The sequence below is a fragment of the Pseudomonas petroselini genome, from assembly GCF_045037875.1.
Taxonomy (GTDB): Bacteria; Pseudomonadota; Gammaproteobacteria; order Pseudomonadales; family Pseudomonadaceae; genus Aquipseudomonas; species Aquipseudomonas petroselini.
On sequence record NZ_CP173614.1, the window covers coordinates 6,309,042 to 6,333,555 of the forward strand.

18 protein-coding genes are annotated in these 24,514 nt (G+C 61.4%); 13 read left to right on the forward strand and 5 right to left on the reverse strand.

The genetic code is table 11. The features are described from left to right. Window positions 1–67: 67 nt before the first annotated feature. The 4 genes from ACI512_RS29150 to edd form a co-directional block, all read right to left on the reverse strand. On the reverse strand, window positions 68–1,495 hold the full coding sequence (locus tag ACI512_RS29150; RefSeq protein WP_015885654.1) for an ATP-binding protein: 1,428 nt from the start codon (window positions 1,493–1,495) through the stop codon (window positions 68–70). A gap of 31 nt (window positions 1,496–1,526) precedes the next feature. Continuing rightward, window positions 1,527–2,261, reverse strand: coding sequence for a response regulator (locus ACI512_RS29155; protein WP_015885655.1), 735 nt, complete (start codon window positions 2,259–2,261; stop codon window positions 1,527–1,529). A gap of 126 nt (window positions 2,262–2,387) precedes the next feature. Beyond that, window positions 2,388–3,344, reverse strand: a complete 957-nt coding sequence (locus ACI512_RS29160) for a glucokinase (protein WP_236382144.1) — start codon at window positions 3,342–3,344, stop codon at window positions 2,388–2,390. Further along, the gene (edd, locus tag ACI512_RS29165) at window positions 3,341–5,167 is read right to left on the reverse strand and encodes a phosphogluconate dehydratase (protein WP_015885657.1); all 1,827 of its coding nucleotides are present in this window, start codon (window positions 5,165–5,167) and stop codon (window positions 3,341–3,343) included. The genes ACI512_RS29160 and edd overlap by 4 nt, the downstream gene beginning before the upstream one ends. A 221-nt stretch (window positions 5,168–5,388) precedes the next feature. Here edd and gap point away from each other — a divergent pair, with 221 nt between their 5' ends. The 7 genes from gap to ACI512_RS29200 all read left to right on the forward strand — a co-directional run bounded on the left by gap (window position 5,389) and on the right by ACI512_RS29200 (window position 14,287). Then, complete coding sequence (gene gap / locus ACI512_RS29170) at window positions 5,389–6,390, forward strand: type I glyceraldehyde-3-phosphate dehydrogenase (protein WP_015885658.1); 1,002 nt, start codon at window positions 5,389–5,391, stop codon at window positions 6,388–6,390. 138 nt (window positions 6,391–6,528) lie between these two features. Further along, the gene (locus ACI512_RS29175; RefSeq protein ID WP_236382148.1) at window positions 6,529–7,047 is read left to right on the forward strand and encodes an RNA polymerase sigma factor; all 519 of its coding nucleotides are present in this window, start codon (window positions 6,529–6,531) and stop codon (window positions 7,045–7,047) included. A 74-nt stretch (window positions 7,048–7,121) separates the two neighbouring features. Next, window positions 7,122–8,090, forward strand: coding sequence for a FecR domain-containing protein (locus tag ACI512_RS29180; protein WP_064054594.1), 969 nt, complete (start codon window positions 7,122–7,124; stop codon window positions 8,088–8,090). Between the two features lie 115 nt (window positions 8,091–8,205). Continuing rightward, on the forward strand, window positions 8,206–10,776 hold the full coding sequence (locus ACI512_RS29185; protein WP_405121448.1) for a TonB-dependent receptor: 2,571 nt from the start codon (window positions 8,206–8,208) through the stop codon (window positions 10,774–10,776). A 137-nt stretch (window positions 10,777–10,913) separates the two neighbouring features. Beyond that, entirely contained in the window at window positions 10,914–11,522 is a 609-nt protein-coding gene (locus tag ACI512_RS29190) for a biliverdin-producing heme oxygenase (RefSeq protein WP_231808075.1), read from the forward strand. Window positions 11,523–11,608: 86 nt separating this feature from the next. Continuing rightward, window positions 11,609–12,010, forward strand: a complete 402-nt coding sequence (locus ACI512_RS29195) for a YbaN family protein (protein ID WP_015885663.1) — start codon at window positions 11,609–11,611, stop codon at window positions 12,008–12,010. Window positions 12,011–12,148: 138 nt separating this feature from the next. Continuing rightward, the gene (locus tag ACI512_RS29200) at window positions 12,149–14,287 is read left to right on the forward strand and encodes a methyl-accepting chemotaxis protein (RefSeq protein WP_405121922.1); all 2,139 of its coding nucleotides are present in this window, start codon (window positions 12,149–12,151) and stop codon (window positions 14,285–14,287) included. A gap of 123 nt (window positions 14,288–14,410) precedes the next feature. On the opposite strand, the gene ACI512_RS29205 is transcribed toward ACI512_RS29200, so the two are convergent. Next, entirely contained in the window at window positions 14,411–14,974 is a 564-nt protein-coding gene (locus tag ACI512_RS29205; RefSeq protein ID WP_015885665.1) for an NAD(P)H nitroreductase, read from the reverse strand. Window positions 14,975–15,113: 139 nt separating this feature from the next. Here ACI512_RS29205 and ACI512_RS29210 point away from each other — a divergent pair, with 139 nt between their 5' ends. The 6 genes from ACI512_RS29210 (at window position 15,114) to ACI512_RS29235 (ending at window position 24,513) form a co-directional block, all read left to right on the forward strand. Further along, window positions 15,114–16,541, forward strand: a complete 1,428-nt coding sequence (locus tag ACI512_RS29210) for a di-heme oxidoredictase family protein (RefSeq protein WP_236382154.1) — start codon at window positions 15,114–15,116, stop codon at window positions 16,539–16,541. 31 nt (window positions 16,542–16,572) lie between these two features. After that, window positions 16,573–17,637: an imelysin family protein gene (locus tag ACI512_RS29215; RefSeq protein ID WP_064054588.1), complete on the forward strand. Its 1,065-nt coding sequence runs from the start codon at window positions 16,573–16,575 to the stop codon at window positions 17,635–17,637. 2 nt (window positions 17,638–17,639) lie between these two features. Then, window positions 17,640–18,737, forward strand: coding sequence for a DUF1513 domain-containing protein (locus ACI512_RS29220; protein WP_015885668.1), 1,098 nt, complete (start codon window positions 17,640–17,642; stop codon window positions 18,735–18,737). A gap of 263 nt (window positions 18,738–19,000) precedes the next feature. Beyond that, window positions 19,001–20,158 (forward strand): efflux RND transporter periplasmic adaptor subunit, encoded by a 1,158-nt coding sequence (locus tag ACI512_RS29225; protein ID WP_231808078.1) that lies wholly within the window; start codon window positions 19,001–19,003, stop codon window positions 20,156–20,158. Further along, complete coding sequence (locus ACI512_RS29230; RefSeq protein ID WP_405121449.1) at window positions 20,155–23,214, forward strand: multidrug efflux RND transporter permease subunit; 3,060 nt, start codon at window positions 20,155–20,157, stop codon at window positions 23,212–23,214. Before ACI512_RS29225 ends, ACI512_RS29230 begins: the two co-directional genes overlap by 4 nt. A gap of 168 nt (window positions 23,215–23,382) precedes the next feature. Next, window positions 23,383–24,513, forward strand: coding sequence for an efflux RND transporter periplasmic adaptor subunit (locus ACI512_RS29235; RefSeq protein ID WP_046035263.1), 1,131 nt, complete (start codon window positions 23,383–23,385; stop codon window positions 24,511–24,513). The last annotated feature ends 1 nt before the right edge of the window (window position 24,514 follow it).

The following is a 24,514-nucleotide window of genomic DNA, read 5'->3' on the forward strand; positions in this document are numbered from 1 at the left end:
ACAGACTAAGCTGACTGACATACTGTCATCGGGGGCAAGCCCCCTCCCACACGTTGACCGCTTGTGTTCAGTCTAAGCCGCGCGGTAGTTGCAGGGTCACCCGCAACCCACCCTCGCGCAGATTCTGCAAACTCACTTCGCCGCCATGGCTATGCGCAATGTTGCGCGCTATCCCCAAGCCCAAGCCGTAACCCTGCTGCTGCCCGGCCAGGCGGAAGTGCGGTTCGAACACCTGCTCCAACCGCTGCTCCGGCACGCCGGGGCCTTCGTCATCCACGTGCAGGATGAACTCCGCGCCATCGTCCTCGATGTGCAAATGCGCGTTCTGCCCGTACTTCAAGGCGTTGTCGATCAAGTTGCCGATGCAACGCTTGAGCGCCAGCGGCTTGCCCGGATAAGTGGTCAGGGCGCGGCCATGTTGAGTCACGCGGCCATTTCCGTTAGGCGCCAGATACGGCTCCACCAGGCAGTCGAGCACGTGGTTGAGGTCGACCGGCTCGATGTTTTCGTGGATATCGGTGTCTTTCACACATTGCAGCGCGCCCTTCACCAGCAACTCCAACTCATCCAGGTCGCGGCCAAACTTGGCTTGCAGGTTTTCGTCTTCAAGCAATTCCACGCGCAGGCGCAGGCGGGTGATCGGCGTGCGCAAGTCGTGGGAGATCGCACTGAACAATTGGCTGCGTTCGGTCAGGTAGCGGCTGATGCGCTCGCGCATGGCATTGAACGCACGCCCTACTTCCACCACTTCGCTGCCGCCGCCTTCGGCCACCGGCTCAACATCGGCCCCCAGGGACATGTCCCGCGCCGCCCGCGCCAGGCGCTTGAGCGGCCGGCTCTGCCAGTGCACCAGCAACCCGATAAACAGCAGCAGGAAACCGCTGGTCAGCACGATAAACCACACTTGCTGGGACGGCAGGCCTTGTTCTTCAAGGCTGGTGTAGGGCTCGGGCAACAGCGAGGCGATGTACAGCCATTCGCCCTGGGCGAGTTGGATCTGGGTGACCAGCACCGGCGGGTTCACCGGTTCCAGGGTCAGGGCGTAGTGCGCCCAGGAGCGCGGCAGTTCATCGAGTTTCAGGCCGGCGTTGAAGATACGCAGGTCTTCGGCGCTGACGAACTCCACCGACATGTGCACATCGGCGCCGAGGGTTTGTTTCAACACCTCGTCCACCGCCTCGAGCACCGCCTGTTTACGCGGGGTCTGCGGCAGGATGGCCATGTCCAGCGGACGATCATTGAGGGTCACCACAAAACGCGTGCCGCCCATGCTGCGCAATTGGTCCAGCACCAACGGCCGATACGCCACCGGCAACGAACGGAAGTAACTCACGCTGGCGGTCATCGAATGCGCCAGGCTGCGGGCGCTGGTGACCAGCCCTTCGAGCTGGGTGGCACGCAACTGCGACACCCAGATCACACTGGACAGCGCCTGGGCAAACAACACGGCCAGCAGCGTCAGCAGCAGCATGCGCCCCAACAGCGAGCGCGGCACCGGGAAGCGCCGACGGCGCTCGGTCAATGGTTCAGTGGGCATTGCCGGCAACCACGCTGGCTGCCAGTTGATACCCACTGCCGCGCACCGTACGGATCAGCCTCGGCGGTTTTTCGGTATCGCGCAGGCGTTGGCGCAGGCGGCTGACGGCCATGTCGACGATACGGTCCAGCGGCATCAGGTCGCGGCCACGGGTGGCGTTGCCGATGGTGTCGCGGTCGAGGATCTGTTGCGGGTGGTCGAGAAATAATTTGAGCAGGGCAAAGTCGGCGCCGGAGAGGATCACCTCTTCGCCATCCACGTGGAACAGGCGGTGGCTGATCATATCCAGGCGCCACTCATCAAACACCAGCACATCGCCGCCACTGCTGCGCTCCTGGCCGAACTGGCAACGGCGCAACAAGGCCTTGATCCGCGCCTGCAGCTCGCGGGGGCTGAAAGGCTTGCCGATGTAGTCATCGGCGCCCAGCTCCAGGCCGATCACGCGGTCGGCCTCGTCGGAACTGGCGGTGAGCATGATGATCGGCACCTGCGCCTGGCGCGGGTGCTGGCGGATCCAGCGGCAGAGGCTGAAACCGTCTTCGTCCGGCAACATCACATCAAGGATGACCAGGTCGCAGGGCGCCTCGTTCATCGCCTGGCGGAACCCCGCGCCATCCGGCACGCCACGCACCTGGAAGCCGGCGCGACTGAGGTAGGTCTGCAGCAATTCGCGGATTTCCTGGTCGTCGTCGACGAGGAGAATCGATTTACTGATTACGCTCACGGGGTCCTCCTTGTTGTTATCGGTGTACTTGATGGCCTCATCGAGGGCAAGCCCCCTCCCACACTTTGAATGTATTCACACATCAAAATGTGGGACGGGGCTTGCCCCCGACAGGGCCATCACTGCCTATGCAAAAGCCTGTTCGAGCGCCACACCCGCCCCGGTCAACCCGGAATACGGCGCCGTCACCAACCACACCGGAATGCCCTTGAAGTAGTCGCTCATGCAGCCTTTGTCACTGAAGCTCTTGGCAAAGCCACTGTGGATAAAGAAGTCGGCAAACCTCGGTATCACCCCGCCCACGATATACACACCTGCGCGTCCACCGGTGGTCAGCACATTGTTGCCTGCGACGCGGCCCAGCCAGATGCTGAACTGGTCCAATACTTCCATCGCCACCGGGTCACCGGCCAGGCCGGCGGCCGTGATGGCCTCGGGCGTTTCCAGGACCGGTGCGTGGCCATCAACCGCACAAATCGCCCGGTACAGACGCGGCAACCCGGCACCGCTCAACGCGGTTTCCGCACTGACGTGGCCGATCTCGCTGTAGATGTGCTGCCACAACTGGGTTTCCCGTGGGCTGCTCAGCGGCAAATCGACATGCCCGCCCTCCCCCGGCAACGCCGCAAAGCGGCCAGCGCCGAGGTCCAGCAACGTACCGACACCCAGGCCGGTGCCCGGGCCGATCACCACCGCCGGGCGCAACGGCTCCGGCGTGCCTGCGCAGACCACGCGGAATTCGTCGGGCTTGAGACGGGTCATGCCCAGGGCCATGGCCGAGAAGTCATTGACCAGCAGCAGTTCATCCACTTGCAGGGTTTTGCAGAAGGCAGTCTTGCTCAGGCGCCAGTGATTGTTGGTGAATTTAAATTCATCCCCGCTCACTGGCCCGGCGACTGACAGGCACACCGCGCCGATGTCCCCGATTTCCAGGCCTTCCTCGTTGAGGTAGACCTTGATCGCCTCTTCAGGACTCGTGTGATCCGCGGTGGCATGCACACGGATCGAATGCAGTTCCTGATCCCGCCACAACGCAAAACGGGCATTGGTGCCCCCGATGTCACCGACCAGCGCTAACTTCACTTAAGCGTCTCCAAGGCAGAGGTAAAGGCGCTGGCGCCCTGCTCTGCGGAGCTTGCGGCCATGCGCATAAATGCAAACAGCTCGCGACCGGCCCCCACGTTATTGCCCAACAGGCCCGTGGCAGGCGCGCGCGCTGCAAACTCTTCGGCGTCCACCTTAAGCTCCAAGGTGCCCTTCACGCCATCCACGCGAATGATATCGCCATCGCGCACGCGCGCCAGTGGCCCGCCGCTCTGGGCTTCGGGGTTGACGTGAATCGCGGCGGGGATCTTACCCGACGCGCCGGACATCCGCCCGTCTGTTACCAGCGCGACCTTGAAGCCGCGGTCCTGCAGCACGCCAAGGAACGGCGTCATCTTGTGCAATTCGGGCATGCCGTTGGACCGTGGGCCCTGGAAGCGCATGACCGCGACAAAGTCTTTTTCCAGTTGCCCGGCCTTGAAGGCGTCAGCCAGGTCCTGCTGATCCTGGAACACCACGGCAGGAGCTTCGACGATCTGGTGCTCCGGCGCCACGGCCGAGACTTTCATCACGCCACGGCCAAGGTTGCCTTCCATCACGCGCAAGCCGCCTTCGGGCGAGAACGCACGGGCCACGGGGCGCAGGATGGTTTCGTCGAGGCTTTCGATGGGGCCGTCGCGCCAGATCAGCTCGCCGTCGACCAGGAACGGTTCCTGGGTGTAACGGCTCAGGCCCTTGCCGGCCACGGTGTTGACGTCTTCATGGAGCAGGCCGGCTTCGAGCAATTCGCGGATCAGGAACGACATGCCGCCCGCCGCCTGGAAGTGGTTGATGTCGGCCTTGCCGTTTGGATACACGTGGGACAGGGTCGGCACCACCTCGGAGAGGTCGGCCATGTCGTCCCAGGTGAGGATGATGCCTGCCGACATCGCGATGGCCGGCATGTGCAGGGTGTGGTTGGTGGACCCGCCGGTGGCATTGAGCGCGATGATCGAGTTGACGATGGATTTCTCGTCGACGATCTCGCCGATCGGCGTGAAGTTGCCGTTGGCCTTGGTCAGGCGCGTGACCTGGTGTGCGGCTTCGCGGGTCAGCGCATCACGCAGCGGTGTGTACGGGTTGACGAACGAGGCGCCCGGCAAGTGCAGGCCCATCACTTCCATCAACAGCTGGTTGGTGTTGGCAGTGCCGTAGAAGGTGCAGGTGCCGGGGCTGTGGTAGGACTTCATCTCCGATTCCAGCAGCTCTTCGCGGGTGGCCTTGCCTTCGGCGTAGCGCTGGCGCACGTCGGCCTTCTGTTTGTTGGAAATACCCGACGGCATTGGCCCGCCCGGTACGAAGATCATCGGCAGGTGGCCGTAGCGCAGCGCCCCCATCATCAGGCCGGGGACGATCTTGTCGCAGATGCCCAGCATCAGCGCGGCGTCGAACATGTTGTGGGACAGCGCTACCGCCGTGGACATGGCAATCACTTCGCGGCTGAGCAGGCTCAGCTCCATGCCGGGCTCGCCCTGGGTCACGCCGTCGCACATCGCCGGGGTGCCGCCGGCGAACTGGCCGACCGAGCCGACTTCGCGCAGGGCTTTCTTGATCTGTTCCGGGAAATGTTCGTACGGCTGGTGCGCCGAGAGCATGTCGTTATATGAAGAAACAATTGCCACGTTGGCGGCATTCATCATGCGCAGGCTGTTTTTGTCTTCGGTGCCGCAACCGGCCACGCCATGGGCGAAGTTGGCGCATTGCAGCTTGCCGCGCATCGGACCGTCGCTGGCTGCGCCGCGAATGAGCGCAAGGTAAGCCTCGCGGGTGGCGCGGCTGCGGGCGATAAGCCGTTCGGTGACCTCAAGGACGCGGGGATGCATGTGTAGAACTCCAGGCTAACGGATGTGGCGACCTGAGTGTCTATGCTGATCAAACGCCCGCAGCGCATGGGATGGCAGGGAGTCGTTTGGATCATCGGACCAGTTGATTCAGGTCACTCGTTGTAGATTGAACAAAATATTGCCACTAAAAAGGCTTGTTTTCTATTTTTATGCGAATAATCTTGTAATTCTTACAACAAATCGACGACAGGCACTTTCCAATGACTCTTCGTATCGCAATCAATGGTTTTGGCCGTATCGGCCGTAATGTCCTGCGCGCACTGTATACCCAAGGCTACCGCCAGGATTTGCAGATCGTCGCCATCAATGATCTGGGCGACAGTTCGATCAATGCCCATCTCCTCAAATACGACACCGTACATGGCACTTTCGAAGCAGAGGTCGCCCACGATCAGGAAAGCCTGACCGTCAATGGTGACCGGATTGCCGTGAGTGCCATCCGCAACCCGGCCGACCTGCCGTGGGCCGCGCACAAGATCGACGTGGTGTTTGAATGCACCGGCCTGTTCACCGACCGTGACAAGGCTGCCGCCCATATTACCGCCGGCGCACGCAAGGTGATCATCTCGGCACCGGCCAAGGGCGCGGACGCCACGGTGGTCTACGGCGTCAACCATGACATTTTGCGTCAATCGCACCAGATCATCTCCAACGCCTCGTGCACCACCAACTGCCTGGCGCCGGTCGCCCAGGTGCTGCACCGCGAGTTGGGCATCGAAAGCGGTTTGATGACCACGATTCACGCCTACACCAACGACCAGAACCTCACCGATGTCTACCACACCGACCCGTACCGCGCGCGTTCGGCCACCCAGAACATGATCCCGAGCAAGACCGGCGCCGCCGAAGCGGTCGGCCTGGTGCTGCCGGAACTGGCGGGCAAGCTGACCGGCATGGCCGTGCGGGTACCGGTGATCAACGTGTCGCTGGTGGACCTCACCGTGCAGTTGAAGAAAGAAGCCACTGCCGAAGAAGTCAACGCGCTGCTGAAAGAAGCCAGCCAACACTCGAAGATCCTCGGCTACAACACCCTGCCGCTGGTTTCCAGTGACTTCAACCACAACCCGCTGTCGTCGATCTTCGATGCCAATCACACCAAAGTCAGCGGCAAATTGCTGAAAGTGCTGGCCTGGTATGACAACGAGTGGGGCTTCTCGAACCGTATGCTGGATAACTGCCTGGCGCTGTGCAACGCGGAATAATTTGAGTTGTGCAGGGCTTGTGTGGGAGGGGGCTTGCCTCCTCTCACATTTGATCGATACAGGCTCACAGCAATAGCCACTTGCCATTTGAGTTTATGATAAGCATTATCATTAACTGCAAACCGGTCTGGTATCACTGTGAGCCAATCTCGCTTCAACCACGTCTTTATCACCCAACGGGTGATTCTGCTTCGCACCTTGCAGCGGATGGTGAATAACCACAGCACCGCCGAGGACCTGTTGCAGGAAACCTACCTGCGCGTCACCCGGGCCCTCAGTGAGCGGCCGATCGATCACCTTGAGCCCTTCGTCTATCAAACTGCGCGCAACCTCGCGCTGGATCATCTGCGCGCGCGTAGGATCCAGGCCCGTACGCTGCAGGAAGATGTTCCGCTGGACGTCCTGCAAAGCGTCGCCGCGCCCATCAGCCCCCCCGAAGACGCCACTCAGGCCGAGCAGATGCTTGAAGCCCTGAGCGTCAGCCTCGGCCAGTTGAGCGCCCGCCAACAGCAGATTTTCATCCTCAGCCGCCTGCACGGTTGCAGTTACCAGGAGATCGCCGATCAGTTGGAAGTGTCCTTGAGCACCGTGCAAAAGGAACTGAAATTGATCATGGCCATCTGTGTAGGTGTGGCCGAACGGCTGGATCGGCCTTAAGCTTCTCCCGACAGAAACGTCGACCCAAGCTGTAGGAAAGTTGAATAGAACGTGACGAAGACCCGAGGAACACCGTGACGGACCCGAATAAACTGCGCCCCCATGAGCTGGCTCATGAGGTGTTGCAAGACACGGCTATGGACCAAGCCCTCGACTGGCTGATCGCCCTGCAGTGCCCGCTGCCTGGGCAGCAGGCTGAATTCGAAGCCTGGCTGGCCAGCGACCCCGCGCATGTCCACGCGTTCGGCAAGGCCCAAGCCGCCTGGGGTGGCGCGCCGGTCCACAGCGCTGCTGTCGCACTGGCCGCGCCGCGCAAACCCAGCGCCTGGCGCCGGGTCAAGCCGCATTGGAAACCGCTGGCCACTGCCGCCGTGTTGTTGATCGGCCTGTTCAGCTTCAGCAACCTGCCGATACGCCTGCAAGCCGACCACCTCACCGTGGTGGGCGAACGCCAGCGCCTGCAATTGGACGATGGCTCCAAAGTGCTGCTCAACACCAACTCGGCGTTTTCCAGCCGCATCAAGGACCACCAGCGCATCGCCCGCCTGTACCAGGGCGAAGCGTTTTTCGACGTCGTGCCCAGCCATGGCCTGCCCCTGGAGATCGACGCCGGCCCCGTACGCGCCAGCGTGCGCGATACCGCCTTCGCCGTGCGCTACCTCAATGGCGAAGCGCAGGTGCAAGTGCAACGCGGCGATGTGGACCTGAGCAATACCTTCGACGATGCCCGTGTGCGCCTGAGCGCCGGTGAAAGTATCCGCATCGGGCCCAAGGGCTTTGGCCAACCCGCCAAACTGGACGCCAACAAGGACTTGGCCTGGGTGCAAGGCCGGCTGATCTTCGAAAACTGCCCGATGAGCGAAGTGCTCGCCGAGCTGCGTCGCTATTACCCCGGCTGGATCGTCAACACCAACGACCAACTCGCCAGCGTCGCCGTCACCGGCAATTACCGCCTCGACCAGCCCCTGGACGTGGTGCGTTCGCTGGCGCACATCACCTCGGCCAAGCTGTCGGAATACCCGGCGCTGGTGATCTTGAACTAAATGAGAATTATTTTTACTCGATAGCTGTCGGTGGTACGTCTCGTCTTAGCCAATGCAACTGATTCCTATTTGTCTCAGTTCGCAACTATAAGACTCGTACCCCGGAGCGCTCTCGATGTCCTCTTGTTTCAACCGCCGGTCCTCTTCGCCCGTCCTGTCCTTGCTGGCGGCAGCCATCCTGCTGGCCGCTGCGCCAGTGATGACCGCCACCGCCGCCGAACCTGCCCCGCGCAGCCACGGCAATTACACCTTCAGTATCGAGCAGCAGCCGCTGGTTTCGGCACTGAACGCCTTTACCGCCGTGACCGGCTGGCAAGTCGGCCTGCCGGCGGAACTGGGCCAGGGTGTATCGTCCCCTGGCGTAAGCGGCCCGTTGTCGCCGGAAAAAGCCCTGGACCGGCTGTTGGTGGGGACCAACCTGAGCTACCGCAAACTGGGCAGCAACAGCATCGTCCTGGAAAAGCGCGCAGCGGGCGGCGCCCTCAACCTGCAACAGGTGACCATCAGCGCCACCCGTAACGAGCAGGATGTGAGCAGCGTGCCGAGCACCGTCAGCGTGCATGAGCGCGAAGCGCTGGACCGCCAGAACGTCAACACCATTCGCGAACTGGTGCGCTACGAGCCTGGCGTTTCAGTCGGCGGCGCCGGCACCCGTGCGGGTAACGCCGGTTTCAACATTCGCGGCATCGACGGCGACCGCATCCTCACCCAGGTGGACGGCGTGGAAGTGCCGGACAACTTCTTCAACGGCCCCTACGCCAAGACCCGTCGCAACTACGTCGACCCGGAAATCGTCAAGCGCGTGGAGATCCTGCGCGGCCCGGCGTCGGCCCTGTACGGCAGCAGCGCGATTGGTGGCGCGGTGAGTTACTTCACCCTCGATCCGGACGACATCATCAAGCCCGGCCAGGACGTCGGCGCGCGCCTGAAGACCGGCTACAGCTCCGCCGACGAAAGCTGGCTGACCTCCGGCACCGTCGCCGGCCGTGTGCAGGACGTCGACGGCTTGCTGCACCTGAGCCAGCGCAATGGCCACGAGATGGAGTCCTACGACGGCAACAACGCCACCGGCCTGGCCCGCACCGGCGCCAACCCGGAAGACGCACGTACGACCAATATCCTGGCCAAGCTCGGTTGGAACTACGGCGATGACAACCGCCTGGGCCTGACGTATGAAAAGTACAAGGATGATCGCGACACCAATCTCAAGAACGCCGTGGGCGGCCCGTTCAACGCCGGCCCCTTCGTCTCGAACTGGTACCGTGCCCGTACCGGCAACGACACCATTACCCGTGAACGCTTCGGCCTGGAAAACAGCATTGCCCTCGAGTCGCCGATTGCCGACCGCATCAAGACCAGCCTCAACTACCAGATTGCCAAGACCGACCAGACGACGGCCGAAATCTACCAGCCAAGTCGCCGCGTCTTACGTACCCGCGAGACCTTGTACCAAGAACGGCAATGGGTGTTCGACGCACAGCTGGACAAGGCGTTCAGCCTCGGCGAAACCGATCACCACGTCACGTACGGCACCACCCTCAAGCAGCAGAAAGTCACCGGTTCGCGCGAAGGCGCCGCCACCTGCCTGGCCGTCGGCAGCGGTTGCACGGCCATCGGCGCACCCAGCCCCTCGGCCGGTGACAGCGTGCGCAAGGCCAGCGACTTCCCGGACCCGACCATCAACACCTACTCGCTGTTTGCCCAGGACCAGATCGCCTGGAACAACTGGACCTTCCTGCCCAGCGTTCGCTACGACTACACCCAGCTCAAGCCCAAGCTGACCGAGGACTTCCTCAACGCTACCGACCCGACCCGCATTTACCCCCACGACGACAGCACCAAGACCTGGCACCGGGTCTCGCCGAAATTCGGCCTGACCTACGCGCTGACCGATCACTACACCTGGTTCGGCCAATACGCCGAAGGCTTCCGCACGCCGTCGGCCAAGGCGTTGTACGGTCGCTTTGAAAACCTCCAGCAAGGTTACGTGGTCGAGCCCAACGCGGACCTTAAGCCGGAAACCAGCAAAGGCATCGAGACCGGGATTCGCGGCAACTTCGACGCGGGCAACTTCGATGTCGCGGTGTTCTACAACAAGTACAAGGACTTCATCGACGAGGACAACACCTCGGTAAGTCCGACCGGCACGATCTTCCGACCCTTCAACATCAAACGCGCCACCATCAAGGGCATTGAAGCCAAGGGCCGCATGAACCTGGACGCCTTCGGCGCACCACAGGGTCTGTATACACAGGGCGCCGTGGCCTACGCCTACGGCCGTAACGACGAAACCGGCCAGCCGCTCAACAGTGTCAACCCACTCAAGGGCGTGTTCGGCCTGGGTTATGACCAGGAGCAATATGGCGCCCTGGTCAGTTGGACCCTGGTCAAGAAACAGAACCGCGTCGACAAAAATACGTTCTTCTCGCCCGACGGCAACACCACCAGTGCCCCGTTCAAGACCCCAGGCTTCGGCATCGTCGACCTGACCGGTTTCTACAAGGTCACCCACGACGTGACCGTCAACGGCGGCCTCTACAACCTGACCGACAAGAAGTACTGGAACTGGGACGACGTGCGCAGCTACGACGGCGTCGGCGAAGCCGGTGTGACCTCCCCGGCCAACCTCGACCGCCTGACCCAGCCAGGTCGCAACTTTGCGATCAACGTGATCTGGGACATCTGATGAAACCCGCCTCACCCCGGCGTAATTATTCAGCGCCGGGGTGAGGATTTTTTACTGTGCCGCGTCTTCTTGTTCGTCTAGTTGATAACAGCTCTCTTTCGGGCACCCAGGCGCTTCCCTTCTCAAGGACTTTTTTCATGACCGCTTCCCCTACCGCTGAACGCCCAAGCCTGCGCTCCCAGCGCCTGAACCAGATCACCCACGAGCCACACACCAAGCTCGACGCACTGGTGAAGGCTCATGCCCCGTTTGAAACCCAAGCCAACTTCGCCCGTTTCGTGGTGGCGCAATACCTGTTCCAATCGGAACTGGTGGCCCTGTACAACGATGCCGAACTGATCAATATCGTGCCGGACCTGGCCGAGCGCTGCCGCGCCGAAGCCGCCAAGCTGGACCTGGGCGACCTGGACACCGACGTGCCTGCACCGGTCGCCGGCGCCGTGAAAAACCCGAGCAAGGCCGAAGCCCTGGGCTGGCTGTTTGTGTCAGAAGGTTCCAAGCTGGGCGCCGCGTTCCTGATCAAGCGCGCCGTGGGCCTGGGCCTGAGTGAAACCTTCGGTGCCCGCCACCTGGGTGAGCCGGCCGGTGGTCGTGCCGAAGGCTGGAAAAGCTTCACGCGCACCCTCGACGCCCTGCCATTCACCGCCGAAGAAGAAGCTGCTGTGGAAAAAGGCGCGATCGACGCGTTTGTACGCTTCACCGTATTGCTGGAACAGGCGTACGCTAGCGCCCCTGAATTGGCCTGACCTCCAGATTGAAATGCCATCAACTGTGGGAGGGGGCTTGCCCCCTCCCACAGTTGGCGCTCACTTCGCGACGTTACAAATAAACCATGACCCGCAAAACCCCATCCACCTCGAAAATCGCCCGGATCCTCTTCGGCCTGCTGGCCTACGTCAGCCTGGGCATCGGGTTGGTGGCGATTGTCATACCGGGTTTGCCCACCACCGAATTCATCCTGCTGGCCGCCTGGGCCGCCACCAAAAGCTCGCCGCGCCTCAGCGCCTGGCTGGAAAACCATCGGCTGTTCGGGCCGATCCTGTCCAACTGGCGCAACGGCAAGATCATCGCCCGGCGGGCCAAGGTCAGCGCCACCGTGAGCATGCTGCTCTGCGCCACGCTGATGCTGGTGATGCTCGACCACGGCTGGCCGATCTACCTGGCGATTGCCGGGATGAGCTTGGGCAACCTGTGGATCTGGTCACGCCCCGAACGGCTCGCACAGCCCGTATAACGGCGCGTACAGGCGCTTGCGCGCCGTTCATCGCCTGCCTCTCATGTATTGATTTATGACGCCGATGTTTCAGACATAGCGCTGAATGGACTTGGCTCTGGTGCTTGCATACCCATGAGTCCATTCGTGAGTGAACCTATGTTCAACACCCTCTCCATCCGCTTGAAAATTGTGCTGCTGTCCGGTCTTTGCCTGTTGGGGGTGATCGCGCTGGTCGTCAGCATCAATATCTACAACACCACCCAGAATGATCAGTTGGTCAGCGACTCAAGCTCGCGCATGCTCACTGCCAGCGTCGAACAACTGCTGCAAGCCAGGGCGGCCGAACAGGCGGTGCAGTTGCAGAAAACCTTCGGTGACAGCCTGATGGCGCTGACCGCACTGGCCGACCAAATCAAGGATTTGCGCATCATGGCCAGCAAGCGTGGCCTGGAAGCCGGCGCGCTGCGCGAAGAAATCAACCAGAGCTTGAAAACCACGTTTGATCGCAACAGCAAAGTGCTGGGTTTCTGGCTGTCATTCGAACCCAACGGCCTCGACGGCAAGGACAGCGAATTCGTCGATGACAAGGCGCGCGTCTCCAACGAAAAAGGGCGCTTCTCCAGCTACTGGAGCCGTGCCGGCGGCGAAGGCGTGAACACCATCATGGTCGAAGAAGACCTGAACAAGACCACCCTCACCCTCAACGGTACGCCCTACAACATCTGGTACACCTGCCCACGGGACACCCGCAATACCTGCCTGCTGGACCCGTATGAAGACACGGTGGCCGGCAAAAAGGTATTGATGACCACCATCGCCTCGCCGCTGATCGTGGAGGGCAAACTCATCGGCGTCGTCGGTGTCGACATCGCCCTCACCGCCCTGCAAGCAACCGCCGACGCTGCACAGAAGGACCTGTTCAACGGCGCAGCACACTTGGAGATTCTCTCCAGCACCGGTTTAATTGCCGCCTACAGCGGCGAGCCGGCGAAGGTCGGCAAGAACCTGATCGACACCCTCGGCGCCGAAGGCAAGGAAATCGTGCAACTGTTGGCGAGCGACAACCGCATGATCCGCGAACAGGACGGCACCATTCGCGCCGTGTACCCGGTCAAGCCGATTGCCGAGGCCAAATCCTGGGGCGTGGTGATCAAGCTGCCAAAAGCCGTGATGCTGGCCGATAACGTCGCGTTGCAAGGGGTACTCGATAAAGCCCAGGCGGCCGGCACCCTCAAGGCACTGCTGGTGGCCGCTGCCGCCGGCCTGCTAGGCCTGCTGCTGATCTGGCTGACCGCCACCGGCGTGACCCGCCCGATCAACGGCGTGGCGGCCATGCTCAAGGACATCGCCAGCGGCGAAGGCGACCTCACCCAACGCCTGGCGTACGCAAAGAAAGATGAACTGGGCGAACTGGTGAACTGGTTCAACCGCTTCCTCGACAAGCTGCAACCGACCATCGCCCAGATCAAGCAGAGCATCACCGAAGCCCGGGGCACGGCGGACCAGTCTTCCGCCATCGCGCGCCAGACCAGTGAAGGCATGCAGGTGCAGTTCCGCGAAATCGACCAAGTGGCCACCGCGTCCAATGAAATGAGCGCCACCGCCCACGACGTCGCCAACAGCGCCTCGAATGCTGCCAACGCGGCACGCGGTGCCGATCAATCGGCACGCGAAGGCATGCAAATCATTGAACAGAGCACACGGGATATCACGACCCTGGCCGAGGAAGTCAGCAAGGCGGTGACGGAAGTCGAAGCCCTGGCGGTCAATAGCGAGCAGATCGGCTCAGTGCTGGAAGTGATCCGCAGCATTGCCGAGCAGACCAACCTGCTGGCCCTCAACGCCGCCATCGAAGCGGCGCGCGCCGGGGAAAGTGGCCGTGGGTTTGCGGTGGTGGCCGACGAAGTGCGCAACCTGGCCAAGCGCACCCAGGATTCGGTGGAGGAAATCCGCCTGGTGATCGAACGCATCCAGAGCGGCACCCGTGGCGTGGTGGCCACCATGCATTCGAGCCAAAGCCAGGCCCAGAGCAATGCAGGGCAGATCCATCAAGCGGTGCAGGCGCTGGGCAAGATCAGCGATGCCGTCACCGTGATCAGCGACATGAACCTGCAGATCGCCAGCGCCGCCGAACAACAAAGCGCGGTGGCCGAAGAGGTCAACCGCAATGTCTCGGCGATCCGCACCGTGACCGAAACCCTGACCGGGCAGGCGACTGAGTCGGCGGCCATCAGCAGCCAACTCAATGCCTTGGCCAGCCAGCAGATGAAACTCATGGATCAGTTCAAGGTTTAAATAACACCAAAGGAGCAATGTGGGAGGGGGCTTGCTCCCGATGGCAGAGTATCAGTCTACTTATCTGTAGCTGACACACCGCTATCGGGGGCAAGCCCCCTCCCACATTAGGTCCACGAACGGCTAAAGACCCTGCCAGGCCTGGACGAACGCCGCCACATCTTCCTTAGCCGCCGTGCGCGGCGGGTTTTGTGGTGTACCCAAATAGAGGAAGCCAATCACTTCCTCATCCGCCGTCAGCCCAAGGCCTTTGGCGACGTGGGCCGAGTAGGACAGTTCGCCGGTGCGCCACACCGCACCAATGCCCTGGGCATACGCGGCCAGCAGGATGCCGTGCGCCGCGCAGGCGGCGGCCAGCCGTTGTTCGGACTTGGGCACCTTGAAGTGTTCCTGCAGACGGGCAATCACCACCACCACCAGCGGCGCACGCAGCGGGCCGTTCTGGGCCTTGTCGATGGCGGCTTGCGGTGCGTCCGCGTCTTGCAGGCGCGCAGCCTCGGCCAGCAACGTGCCCATCTGCTCACGGGCAGCCCCTTCAACCGTCAGGAAACGCCAAGGGCGCAGCTGGCCGTGATCGGGTGCACGCATGGCGGCGGCGAACAGCACGTCGCGCTGCTCCTGGGTCGGTGCCGGTTCCAGCAGGCGCGGCACGGAAACACGGTTGAGCAAAGCGTCGAGAGCCTGCATTGGCCACCTCCAGAAAAAAATGTGCGGTCATTCTAGCGGGAATGAATCGGATACCACCAAACGATAATTGCTCTTATTCATTGCGCCCCGCCCTGTTAGACTTTGCGCCCCTATTTTGCGCCTTCACTCAGGAAACCCGATGTTCCGTTCGCTTTTTCGCCTGTCCGCGGGGTTGCTGGCCTTGAGCCTGACTGCCTGCGATGACGCGCCCAGGTTTACCAAGGCCGAGCCGGGTGAATCACGGGCGGGCGGCGCTGCGACGGTGAACAAGCGCGACCAGAACGCGTTTTCCTTGCCCTCGGCGAACCTGTCGCCCACGCGGCGCCTGGACTTCAGCGTCGGCAACAGCTTCTTTCGCAGCCCGTGGGTGATCGCCCCGTCCACCACCACGGCGCGTGATGGCCTGGGCCCGTTGTTTAACACCAACGCCTGCCAGAACTGCCATATCAAGGACGGCCGTGGGCATCCGCCGTTGCCCGACGCACCCAATGCGGTGTCGATGCTGGTGCGCCTGTCGATTCCGGACGCTGCGCCCTATGCCACACTCATCGAACAGATCGGCGTAGTGCCCGAGCCGGTCTACGGCGGGCAACTGCAGGACATGGCGGTGCCGGGCGTAGTGCCCGAAGGCAAGGTGCGCATGGACTACACACCGGTCAACGTGACGTTCAAGGACGGCACCGTGGTCGAGTTACGCAAGCCGGACCTGCAAATCACCCAACTCGGCTACGGCCCGATGCATCCGGACACACGCTTCTCCGCGCGCATCGCCCCGCCGATGATCGGCCTGGGCCTGCTCGAAGCCATCAGCGACGCCGATATCCTGCGCAACACCGCCCCGAAGACCGCCGACAAGGAAGCCATCGTCGGCCGCGCCAACTGGGTCTGGGACGACGCCCAGCAAAAAACCGTGCTCGGGCGTTTTGGCTGGAAAGCCGGGCAACCCAACCTCAATCAACAAAATGTTCACGCGTTCTCTGGTGATATGGGCCTCACGACTTCCCTGAGACCGTTCGATGACTGCACTGATGCCCAAGTCGCCTGCAAACAAGCCCCTAACGGCAATGGCCCCGACGGCGAGCCGGAGGTCAGCGACAATATCCTGCGCCTGGTGCTGTTCTACACCCGTAACCTGGCCGTACCGGCGCGCCGAGGCGTCAACACGCCACAGGTGCTGGCCGGTAAAAACCTGTTCTATCAAGCTGGCTGCCAGGGTTGCCACACGCCCGCGTTCACCACGGCCGCCAACGCCGCCGAACCTGAGCTGGCCAACCAAGTGATCCGCCCCTACAGCGACCTGCTGTTGCACGACATGGGCGATGGCCTCGCCGACAACCGCAGCGAATTCAAGGCCGGCGGCCGCGACTGGCGCACGCCGCCGTTGTGGGGTATCGGCTTGACGCAAACCGTGAGTGGCCACACCCAGTTCCTGCATGACGGCCGCGCTCGCAACCTGCTGGAAGCCGTGCTGTGGCACGGCGGCGAAGCACAAGCGGCGCAGCAGCATGTGTTGTCTTTTAATGCCGAGCAGCGCGCTGCGTTGCTGGCGTTCCTGAATTCTTTATAAGCTTTGCCCCAATTACAGAAGGGAGCTCGACATGTTCCGTCCCAAGTTGTTGTTCACCAGCCTTGCCGCCCTCGCCCTCGGTGCCTGCTCGCCGCAAGACCCGCAAGCCGTGACCTCGGCGGCCATCGCCAAGCAAGTGATTCTGCCCACCTACAGCCGCTGGGTTGAAGCCGACCGTCAACTGGCCGTCAGCGCCCTGGCCTACTGCCAGGGTAAAGAGAGCCTGGACACCGCGCGTGCCGATTTCCTCCACGCACAAAAGGCCTGGGCCGAGCTGCAACCGCTGTTGATCGGCCCGCTGGCTGAAGGCAACCGTGCGTGGCAGGTGCAATTCTGGCCGGACAAGAAAAACCTGGTCGGCCGCCAGGTCGAGCAACTGGTCGCCAGCCAGCCGCAGATCGACGGTGCCGCCCTGGCCAAGTCCAGCGTGGTGGTGCAAGGCCTGTCGGCCTACGAATACATCCTCTACGACGCCAAGACCGATATCGCCGACGACGCCCAAAAGGCCCGTTACTGCCCATTGCTGGTGGCCATCGGTGATCGCCAGAAGGCGCTCGCCGAAGAGATCCTGGCCAGCTGGAACAGCACCGACGGCATGCTCGCGCAGATGACCAAGTTCCCGAACCAGCGCTACGCCGATTCCCACGAAGCCATTGCCGATCTGCTGCGCGTCCAAGTGACCGCACTGGACACCCTGAAGAAAAAGCTCGGCACGCCGATGGGCCGCCAGACCAAGGGTATCCCGCAGCCTTTCCAGGCCGATGCGTGGCGTAGCCAGTCGTCCCTGCAAAGCCTGCAAGCCAGCCTCGCGGCGGCCCAGACCGTGTGGGTCGGCGTCGACAACAAAGGCCTGCGCGGCCTGCTGCCGTCCGAGCAGAAACCGTTGGCTGACAAGATCGACGCCGCCTACGCCGCGTCCCTGAAACTGTTCGACAGCAACCCGCGCACCCTCAACGAGCTGCTGGCCGACGATGCCGGGCGCCAGCAACTCAACGATATCTATGACAGCCTCAACGTCGTCCACCGCCTGCACGAAGGCGAATTGGCCAAGGCGCTGGGCATCCAACTGGGCTTCAATGCCAACGACGGTGACTGATGATGCTCAGGCGACAGGCTTTGGCCGTTGGCAGCGTGCTGCTCAGCGCACTCACGTTGGGTGGCTGGACGCTGTTCAAAAGTAAAGACAAGGGCCCGCTGCTGCTCTCGGCGCGGGATGATGCGGACGGCAAGCACTACGCCGTGGGCTATCGCCTGGACGGCAAGCCGGTGTTTGCCACCCAGGTCGGCCAGCGCTGCCACGACATCATCAACCACCCGACGTTGCCGATTGCGCTGTTTGTCGCCCGTCGCCCCGGCACCGAGAGTTACCTGATCGACCTGCGAGATGGCGCGTTGCTGCAAACCATCACCTCGAAGGCCAACCGCCACTTCTATGGCCACGCGGTCATTCACAAGAGCGGCGACTGGCTGTATGCCACCGAAAACGATACGTCCGACCCTGGCCGTGGCCTGCTCGGCGTGTACAGGTTCGAAGGCGAACGGCTGGTGCACACTGGCGAAATCTCCACCCACGGTATCGGTCCGCACCAGGTGTCGTGGATGCCCGACGGCGAAACCCTGGTGGTGGCCAACGGCGGCATTCGCACCGAAGCCGAAAGCCGCGTGGAGATGAACCTCAACGCCATGGAACCGAGCCTGGTGCTGATGCAGCGTGACGGTACGCTGATCAGCAAGGAAACCCTCGGCCAGCAGATGAACAGCGTGCGCCATATGGGGATCGCCAGCGACGGCACCATTCTCACCGGGCAGCAGTTCATGGGGCCGTCCCAGGAACGCTCCGAGTTGTTGGCGATCAAGCGTCCAGGGCAGCCCTTCGTGGCATTCCCGGTGGCCGATGAACAGCTGCAGGCCATGGGGCACTACACCGCCAGCGTTGCAGTGCACAGCGAGCTGCGCCTGGTGGCGTTGACCGCACCGCGTGGCAACCGCTTCTTTATCTGGGACATGGACAGCGGCGAACTGCGGCTTGATGGGCCGCTGCCCGACTGTGCCGGTGTCGGTGCCGTAGACGATGGGTTTGTCGTGACGTCGGGACAAGGGCGTTGCCGGTTCTACGACTGCCGCCAGAACCCACTGCTTGCAAAACCGTTGGAGCTGCCGGCGGGGCTCTGGGATAACCATCTGCATCTGATCTAACGCCGGGACTCTCTTCAGCGCCTTAGCGCCTGGGCTGACGCCCTGGCGCATGCCCCTCCCTCAGCAACACTCCGCACTTTTCCTACAACAAATATGAAAACACCTTTCATTTAGAGATCTGTATTCCTACAGAAACTCGCGAATTTACTGCTTATTGCCCCCGCCTTTCTCGTGAAAACTTCGGCGCTCAGCGTGTCGTCGGATGGTCCTGCCTGCGCGTCCTTCATGCAACACCTCACTCGCCTCACTACAAGGAATCAGCTATGCCGGGCCGTCGGATGCTTACCATGCTCAGTATCGTCCTGTTAGTCGTACTGATGCTTGCCAGCTACAAGGCGTTTTGGGTTTACCAACAGCTGCAAATCCTGCATGCGCCAAAGCCGCCCGTGAGCGTGGCGGTCTCCAACGCATTCGAAAAGCGCTGGCAGCGCCAGTTGCCGGCGGCTGGCACGTTCAAGGCATTGCAAGGTATCAATTTAAGTATCGAAGTCCCCGGCGTGGTCACCCAGCTGCACTTCGAGTCAGGGCAAAGGGTCGATGCGGGCCAACCGTTGTTGCAACTTGAGCACCAGACCGAACAGGCCGAATTGGACATGGCACGGGCCGACCAACGTTTGGCCCGGCAGAATTTCGAACGCGGCAAGGAGCTGGTGACGATCAACGCCATTTCCCGAGGTGAGTACGATCGACTGAGTGCAGAGCTCACGCGGCACAATGCCCTCGTTGCGCAACGCAGCGAAGCACTGAAAAAGAAATCTATCGTCGCCCCTTTCAGCGGCATCATCGGTATTCGCCAAGTGGATCTGGGTGACTTTCTGCAAAGCGGTACGGTGATCGCCAGCCTGCAGGACACCAGCAGTCTTTACGTTGATTTCCATGTCCCCGAGCAAGCCGCCCAATTGATCACGATCGGCCAGTCGGTTCAGGTTGAAGTCTCTGCGCGCCCCGGTGTTTTCAGCCTCGCCAGCGTCAGCGCCATCAACCCGATCGTTGATGACAGCACGCGAAATGTATTGGTGCGGGCGACCCTGGCAGACCCGCCCAAAAATGTGCTGCCAGGCATGTTCGCTGACCTGCGGATACAGCTGGCCGACCCGCAATTGCACACGGTGGTTGCGGAAAGCGCGATCACGTTCAGCCCCTACGGCCAGTACGTGTACGTTGTGGCCCCCCCCGATGACACCCAGGAGCATGGGCTGCAGGAAGACGGCACGCCGGTGCTGATCGCCGAGCGGCGCTTGATCCAAAGCAGCGAGCGACGCGATGGCCTTGTCGTGGTCGACAAGGGCCTGCACAAGGGTGAACAAGTCGTCACTGCTGGTCAGAACAAGCTGGTGCACGGTACGCCGGTGCATATCAGCATCGACAGGAATCAACCGGACGACCTGCCCCAGGCGACCTATCGGGAAAACCAAGAATGACGATCACCGACCTGTTCATTCGCCGCCCCGTACTTGCGCTGGTGGTGAGTCTGTTAATTGTGTTGCTGGGCTGGCAGGCGTACGCAAAACTGCCGTTGCGCCAGTTCCCACAGATGGAAAGTGCGCTGATCACGGTGACCACGGTCTCTCCAGGCTCAAGTGCCGAGAGTGTTCAAAGCTACATCACCCAACCGTTGCAGAAGAGCCTGGCCAGCGCGCAAGGCATCGATTACATGAAGTCTTCCAGTCGCCAGAACATCTCGATCATCTCGATCTACGGGCGAGTCGGCGCCGACAGCGACCGCTTGTTCACGGAGCTGCTGGCCAAGACCAATGAAGTCAGGAACCAGCTACCGCGCGAGATTGACGACCCGATACTGAGCAAGGTCGCGGCTGACAATACCGCGTTGATGTACCTGAGCTTTTCCAGCGAAACCATGAACAACGCCCAGATCACTGACTACCTGAGTCGTGTGATTCAACCTCGGCTGGTGACCCTGCCGGGCATGGCCGAAGCGCAGATCATCGGCAACCAGAGCTTTGCCATGCGCCTGTGGCTGGACCCTATAAAACTCGCTGGTTTTGGTTTGAGCGCCAGTGAGGTGACGCAGGCGATCAAGCGCTACAACGTGCAGCCCACCGCAGGTGATGTGACAGGTGAATATGTCGTCACCAGCATCCAGACCAACACCGAACTCCATTCGGTAGAGGGGTTTAATGCGATCCCCCTGAAAACCAAGGGCGACAGCCAGGTGCGCCTGGGTGACGTGGCACGCGTGGAATTGGGTTCACAGAACTACGACAGTTTCAGTACGTTCAATGGCATTCCTGCACTCTACATCAGCATCAAACCGGCCCCCGACGCCAACCCCCTGGAGTTGGCCAAGCACGTTCGCGACCTGCTGCCGCAGCTGCAATCACAGATCCCACCTGGCCTGGACGTGGACATCGCCTACGACTCGACGCTGTACATCAACGCCTCTATCGACCAGGTGCTGTCCAGCCTGGTGGAGGCCATCGTGATCGTGGTGTTGGTGGTTTTTTTGTTCCTGGGTTCGCTGCGCTCAGCGGTAATTCCAGTCGTCACTATTCCGCTGTCACTGATTGGCACGCTGTTTTTCATGCAAATGATGGGGTACTCCATCAACGTTCTGACCCTGCTGGCCATGGTTCTGGCGATCGGCCTGGTCGTCGATGACGCCATCGTGGTGATGGAAAACATTCACCGGCACATCGAAAGGGGTAAATCCCCTCTTGAAGCGGCTATCAGAGGTGCGAGAGAGATATGTGTGCCGGTGCTGTCCATGACCATCACACTGGCTGCGGTGTATACCCCTATCGGTTTCCTGCAAGGCCTTACGGGCGCCTTGTTCAAGGAGTTCGCCCTGACGCTCGCAGGTGCCGTGGTGATTTCCGGTATCGTCGCGCTGACCCTGTCACCGATGATGTGCGCGGTGTTGCTACGCCCCGAGGAACAGCCCAAGGGCCTGTTCCTGATCCTGGACCGCTTCTTTAATGCGTTGAGAAAAAGCTATCAGCAACGCCTGCATCAGATCATGAAAGCGCAGTCGGTGGTCTTGGTGTTTGCCCTGGTCGTGCTCGGCCTGATTCCCGTAATGCTCATGTTCACCCTTTCGGAACTGGCACCCGATGAGGACAAGGGCCTGATATTCATCCTTTCCAGTGCGCCGCAGCCGACCAACCTGGCCTACCTGAATACGTATACCCAGGCATTTATCGAGCCGTTCAAGACGCTGCCCGAATACCAGGCTTCGTTCCAGATCAACGGCCTGGAAGGTGTTCATTCAGGTGTCGGCGGGTTTCTACTCAAACCCTGGAAAGATCGCGACCGCACACAGATGCAGGTACTCGCCCCCCTGCGCGAAAAACTGGACCGTATCCCCGGCCTGCAGGTCTTCGCGTTTAACCTGCCGTCCCTGCCAGGAGGGGGTGAGGGCCTGCCCTTCGGCTTCGTGCTCAGTTCCCAGCAAGACTATGAGTCGATGATGAGCGTGGCCGAACGCATCAAGCAACGTGCAATAGACTCAGGAAAATTTGCCTACGTGGATATCGACCTGGCGTTCGACCGCCCCGAAGTGGTGATCGACATCGACCGGACCAAAGCCGCGCAAATGGGGGTATCCATGGAAGAGCTGAGCCTGACCCTCGCGACCCTGCTGGCTGAAACGGAAATCAACCGATTCAGCATTGATGGCCACCTCTACAAGGTGATTGCCCAGGTCGAGCGCACCTACCGAGACAATCCGCAATGGCTGAGCCACTACGCAGTCAAAAACGCCGACGGTCAATTGCTCCCCCTTTCGACATTAATCAAAGTATCCAGCCAACAGGTGCGACCACGGCAGTTGAATCAGTTCCAACAGCTCAATTCAGTCATCGTTTCAGGATTTCCGATTGTCGGCATGAGTCATGCGCTCGAAACCCTGCAAGCAATCGCCCAAGAAGAGGCGCCACCGGGCTACACCTTCGATTACAGCAATGCTACCCGCCAGTTTGTTCAGGAGGGGAACGCGCTGTGGGGCACCTTCGGCCTGGCGCTGGCGATCATCGGCCTGGTATTGGCCGCACAGTTCGAAAGCCTGCGCGATTCCTTGGTGATACTGGTGACGGTGCCACTGTCGATAGCCGGGGCGTTGATCGCGCTGTTCCTGGGCTGGTCCACCCTGAACATCTATACGCAAATCGGTTTGGTCACGTTAATAGGCCTGATCAGTAAGCACGGTATTCTCATCGTCGAATTTGCTAACCAACTGCGCAAGGAACAGGGCCTGTCACCGCGTGCCGCCGTCGAGGAGGCAGCAGCAATCCGTCTGCGACCTATTCTGATGACCACCCTGGCAACCGTGCTGGGGGTGATCCCGCTGATTTTGTCCAGCGGCGCAGGCGCCGTCAGCCGATTTGATATTGGCCTGGTGATCGCCACCGGCATGTCGATCGGGACATTATTTACCTTGTTCGTCCTGCCATCGGTGTACGCGGCATTGACCAAAGCCGACCCTGCGGCTCGAACGGTTGGCAGCACATCCCCGCACTGATTCACTGGAAAGGGCTGACAGCCCTTTCTCACCTTTTACAACTGACAATCGGTGAGTTCCAGCCTGCAACCGACGGTAAAACTTACCCGCTGGAATACCTCCGACACTCGGAGTATGTTCCGGATGTGCCTGTCTTCGTCTGCCCCAGTTTTTCCAAGGAACCGGAATATGCTGCGCCGTCGCCTGCTGATCATGTTGGGTGTTGTCCTGTTAATTGTCCTGCTGCTGGCGGGCTATAAAGCCTTTTCCATCTATCAGCAAATCCAGGTCTTCTCCAAACCCAAGCCGCCGGTGAGTGTGGCCGTCGCCACGGCGACCGAGCAGCCCTGGCAACTGCGCCTGCCCTCGGTGGGCACGCTCAAAGCCTTGCAAGGGGTCAACCTGAGCCTGGAGGTTGCCGGCACAGTCAAGGATGTGCAGTTCGCGTCCGGGCAGAAGGTCAAGGCCGGGCAGCCGCTGGTGCAACTCGACAGCGCAGTGGAAAGCGCCCTGCTGGAAACCGCCCAGGCCGACCTCGGCCTGGCCCAGCTGGACTACGGTCGCGGCAGTCAACTGGTCGGCAGCCAAGCCATCTCCAAAGGCGAGTTCGACCGCCTCTCCGCGCAACTGCAAAAGAACAAGGCCACGGTCAATCAGCTCAAGGCGTCGTTGGCGAAAAAGCACATCGTCGCGCCATTCAGCGGCACCATCGGCATTCGCCAAGTGGACGTAGGCGACTACCTGGCCAGCGGCACGGTGATCGCCACTTTGCAGGACATCAGCAGCCTCTACGTCGACTTCTATATCCCCGAGCACTCCGTGCCCAAAGTCGCCCTTGGGCAGGCCGTGCAGGTCGCCGTCTCGGCTTACCCGGGCGAACCATTCCCCGGCAGCGTCAGTGCGATCAACCCCAAGGTCGAGAACAGCACGCGCAATGTGCTGGTGCGCGCCACCCTGGCCAACCCGGAGGGCAAGCTGCTGCCCGGCATGTTCACCAGCCTGGACGTGCTGCTGCCCAATCCCGCGGCGCAGATCGTGGTGCCGGAAGGCGCGATTACCTACACCCTCTACGGCAACTCGGTGTACGCCGTGGCCGAGAAAAAAACCGAGGGCGGCGAGGTGGAAAAGGATGCCGATGGCAAGCCGCTGCTGATCGCCGAACGACGGTTCGTCGAGACCGGTGAGCGGCGCGGCGGCCTGGTGCTGGTGAGCAAGGGCCTGAAAGCCGGCGAGCAGGTGGTCAGCGCCGGCCAGCTGAAGCTGGACAACGGCACGCCCATTGCCATCAGCCCGGACAAAAACCTGCCGGCAGGGCACTGAG

Excerpts from the sequence above, each read along its gene's own strand:
- ACI512_RS29205 (WP_015885665.1), bottom strand. The coding sequence starts at position 14,974 with ATGCAGGCTCTCGACGCTTTGCTCAACCGTGTTTCCGTGCCGCGCCTG.
- ACI512_RS29200 (WP_405121922.1), top strand. The coding sequence starts at position 12,149 with ATGTTCAACACCCTCTCCATCCGCTTGAAAATTGTGCTGCTGTCCGGT.
- gap (WP_015885658.1), top strand. The coding sequence starts at position 5,389 with ATGACTCTTCGTATCGCAATCAATGGTTTTGGCCGTATCGGCCGTAAT.
- ACI512_RS29225 (WP_231808078.1), top strand. The coding sequence starts at position 19,001 with ATGCCGGGCCGTCGGATGCTTACCATGCTCAGTATCGTCCTGTTAGTC.
- ACI512_RS29210 (WP_236382154.1), top strand. The coding sequence starts at position 15,114 with ATGTTCCGTTCGCTTTTTCGCCTGTCCGCGGGGTTGCTGGCCTTGAGC.
- ACI512_RS29235 (WP_046035263.1), top strand. The coding sequence starts at position 23,383 with ATGCTGCGCCGTCGCCTGCTGATCATGTTGGGTGTTGTCCTGTTAATT.
- ACI512_RS29220 (WP_015885668.1), top strand. The coding sequence starts at position 17,640 with ATGCTCAGGCGACAGGCTTTGGCCGTTGGCAGCGTGCTGCTCAGCGCA.
- ACI512_RS29195 (WP_015885663.1), top strand. The coding sequence starts at position 11,609 with ATGACCCGCAAAACCCCATCCACCTCGAAAATCGCCCGGATCCTCTTC.
- ACI512_RS29185 (WP_405121448.1), top strand. The coding sequence starts at position 8,206 with ATGTCCTCTTGTTTCAACCGCCGGTCCTCTTCGCCCGTCCTGTCCTTG.
- ACI512_RS29230 (WP_405121449.1), top strand. The coding sequence starts at position 20,155 with ATGACGATCACCGACCTGTTCATTCGCCGCCCCGTACTTGCGCTGGTG.
- ACI512_RS29215 (WP_064054588.1), top strand. The coding sequence starts at position 16,573 with ATGTTCCGTCCCAAGTTGTTGTTCACCAGCCTTGCCGCCCTCGCCCTC.
- ACI512_RS29190 (WP_231808075.1), top strand. The coding sequence starts at position 10,914 with ATGACCGCTTCCCCTACCGCTGAACGCCCAAGCCTGCGCTCCCAGCGC.
- edd (WP_015885657.1), bottom strand. The coding sequence starts at position 5,167 with ATGCATCCCCGCGTCCTTGAGGTCACCGAACGGCTTATCGCCCGCAGC.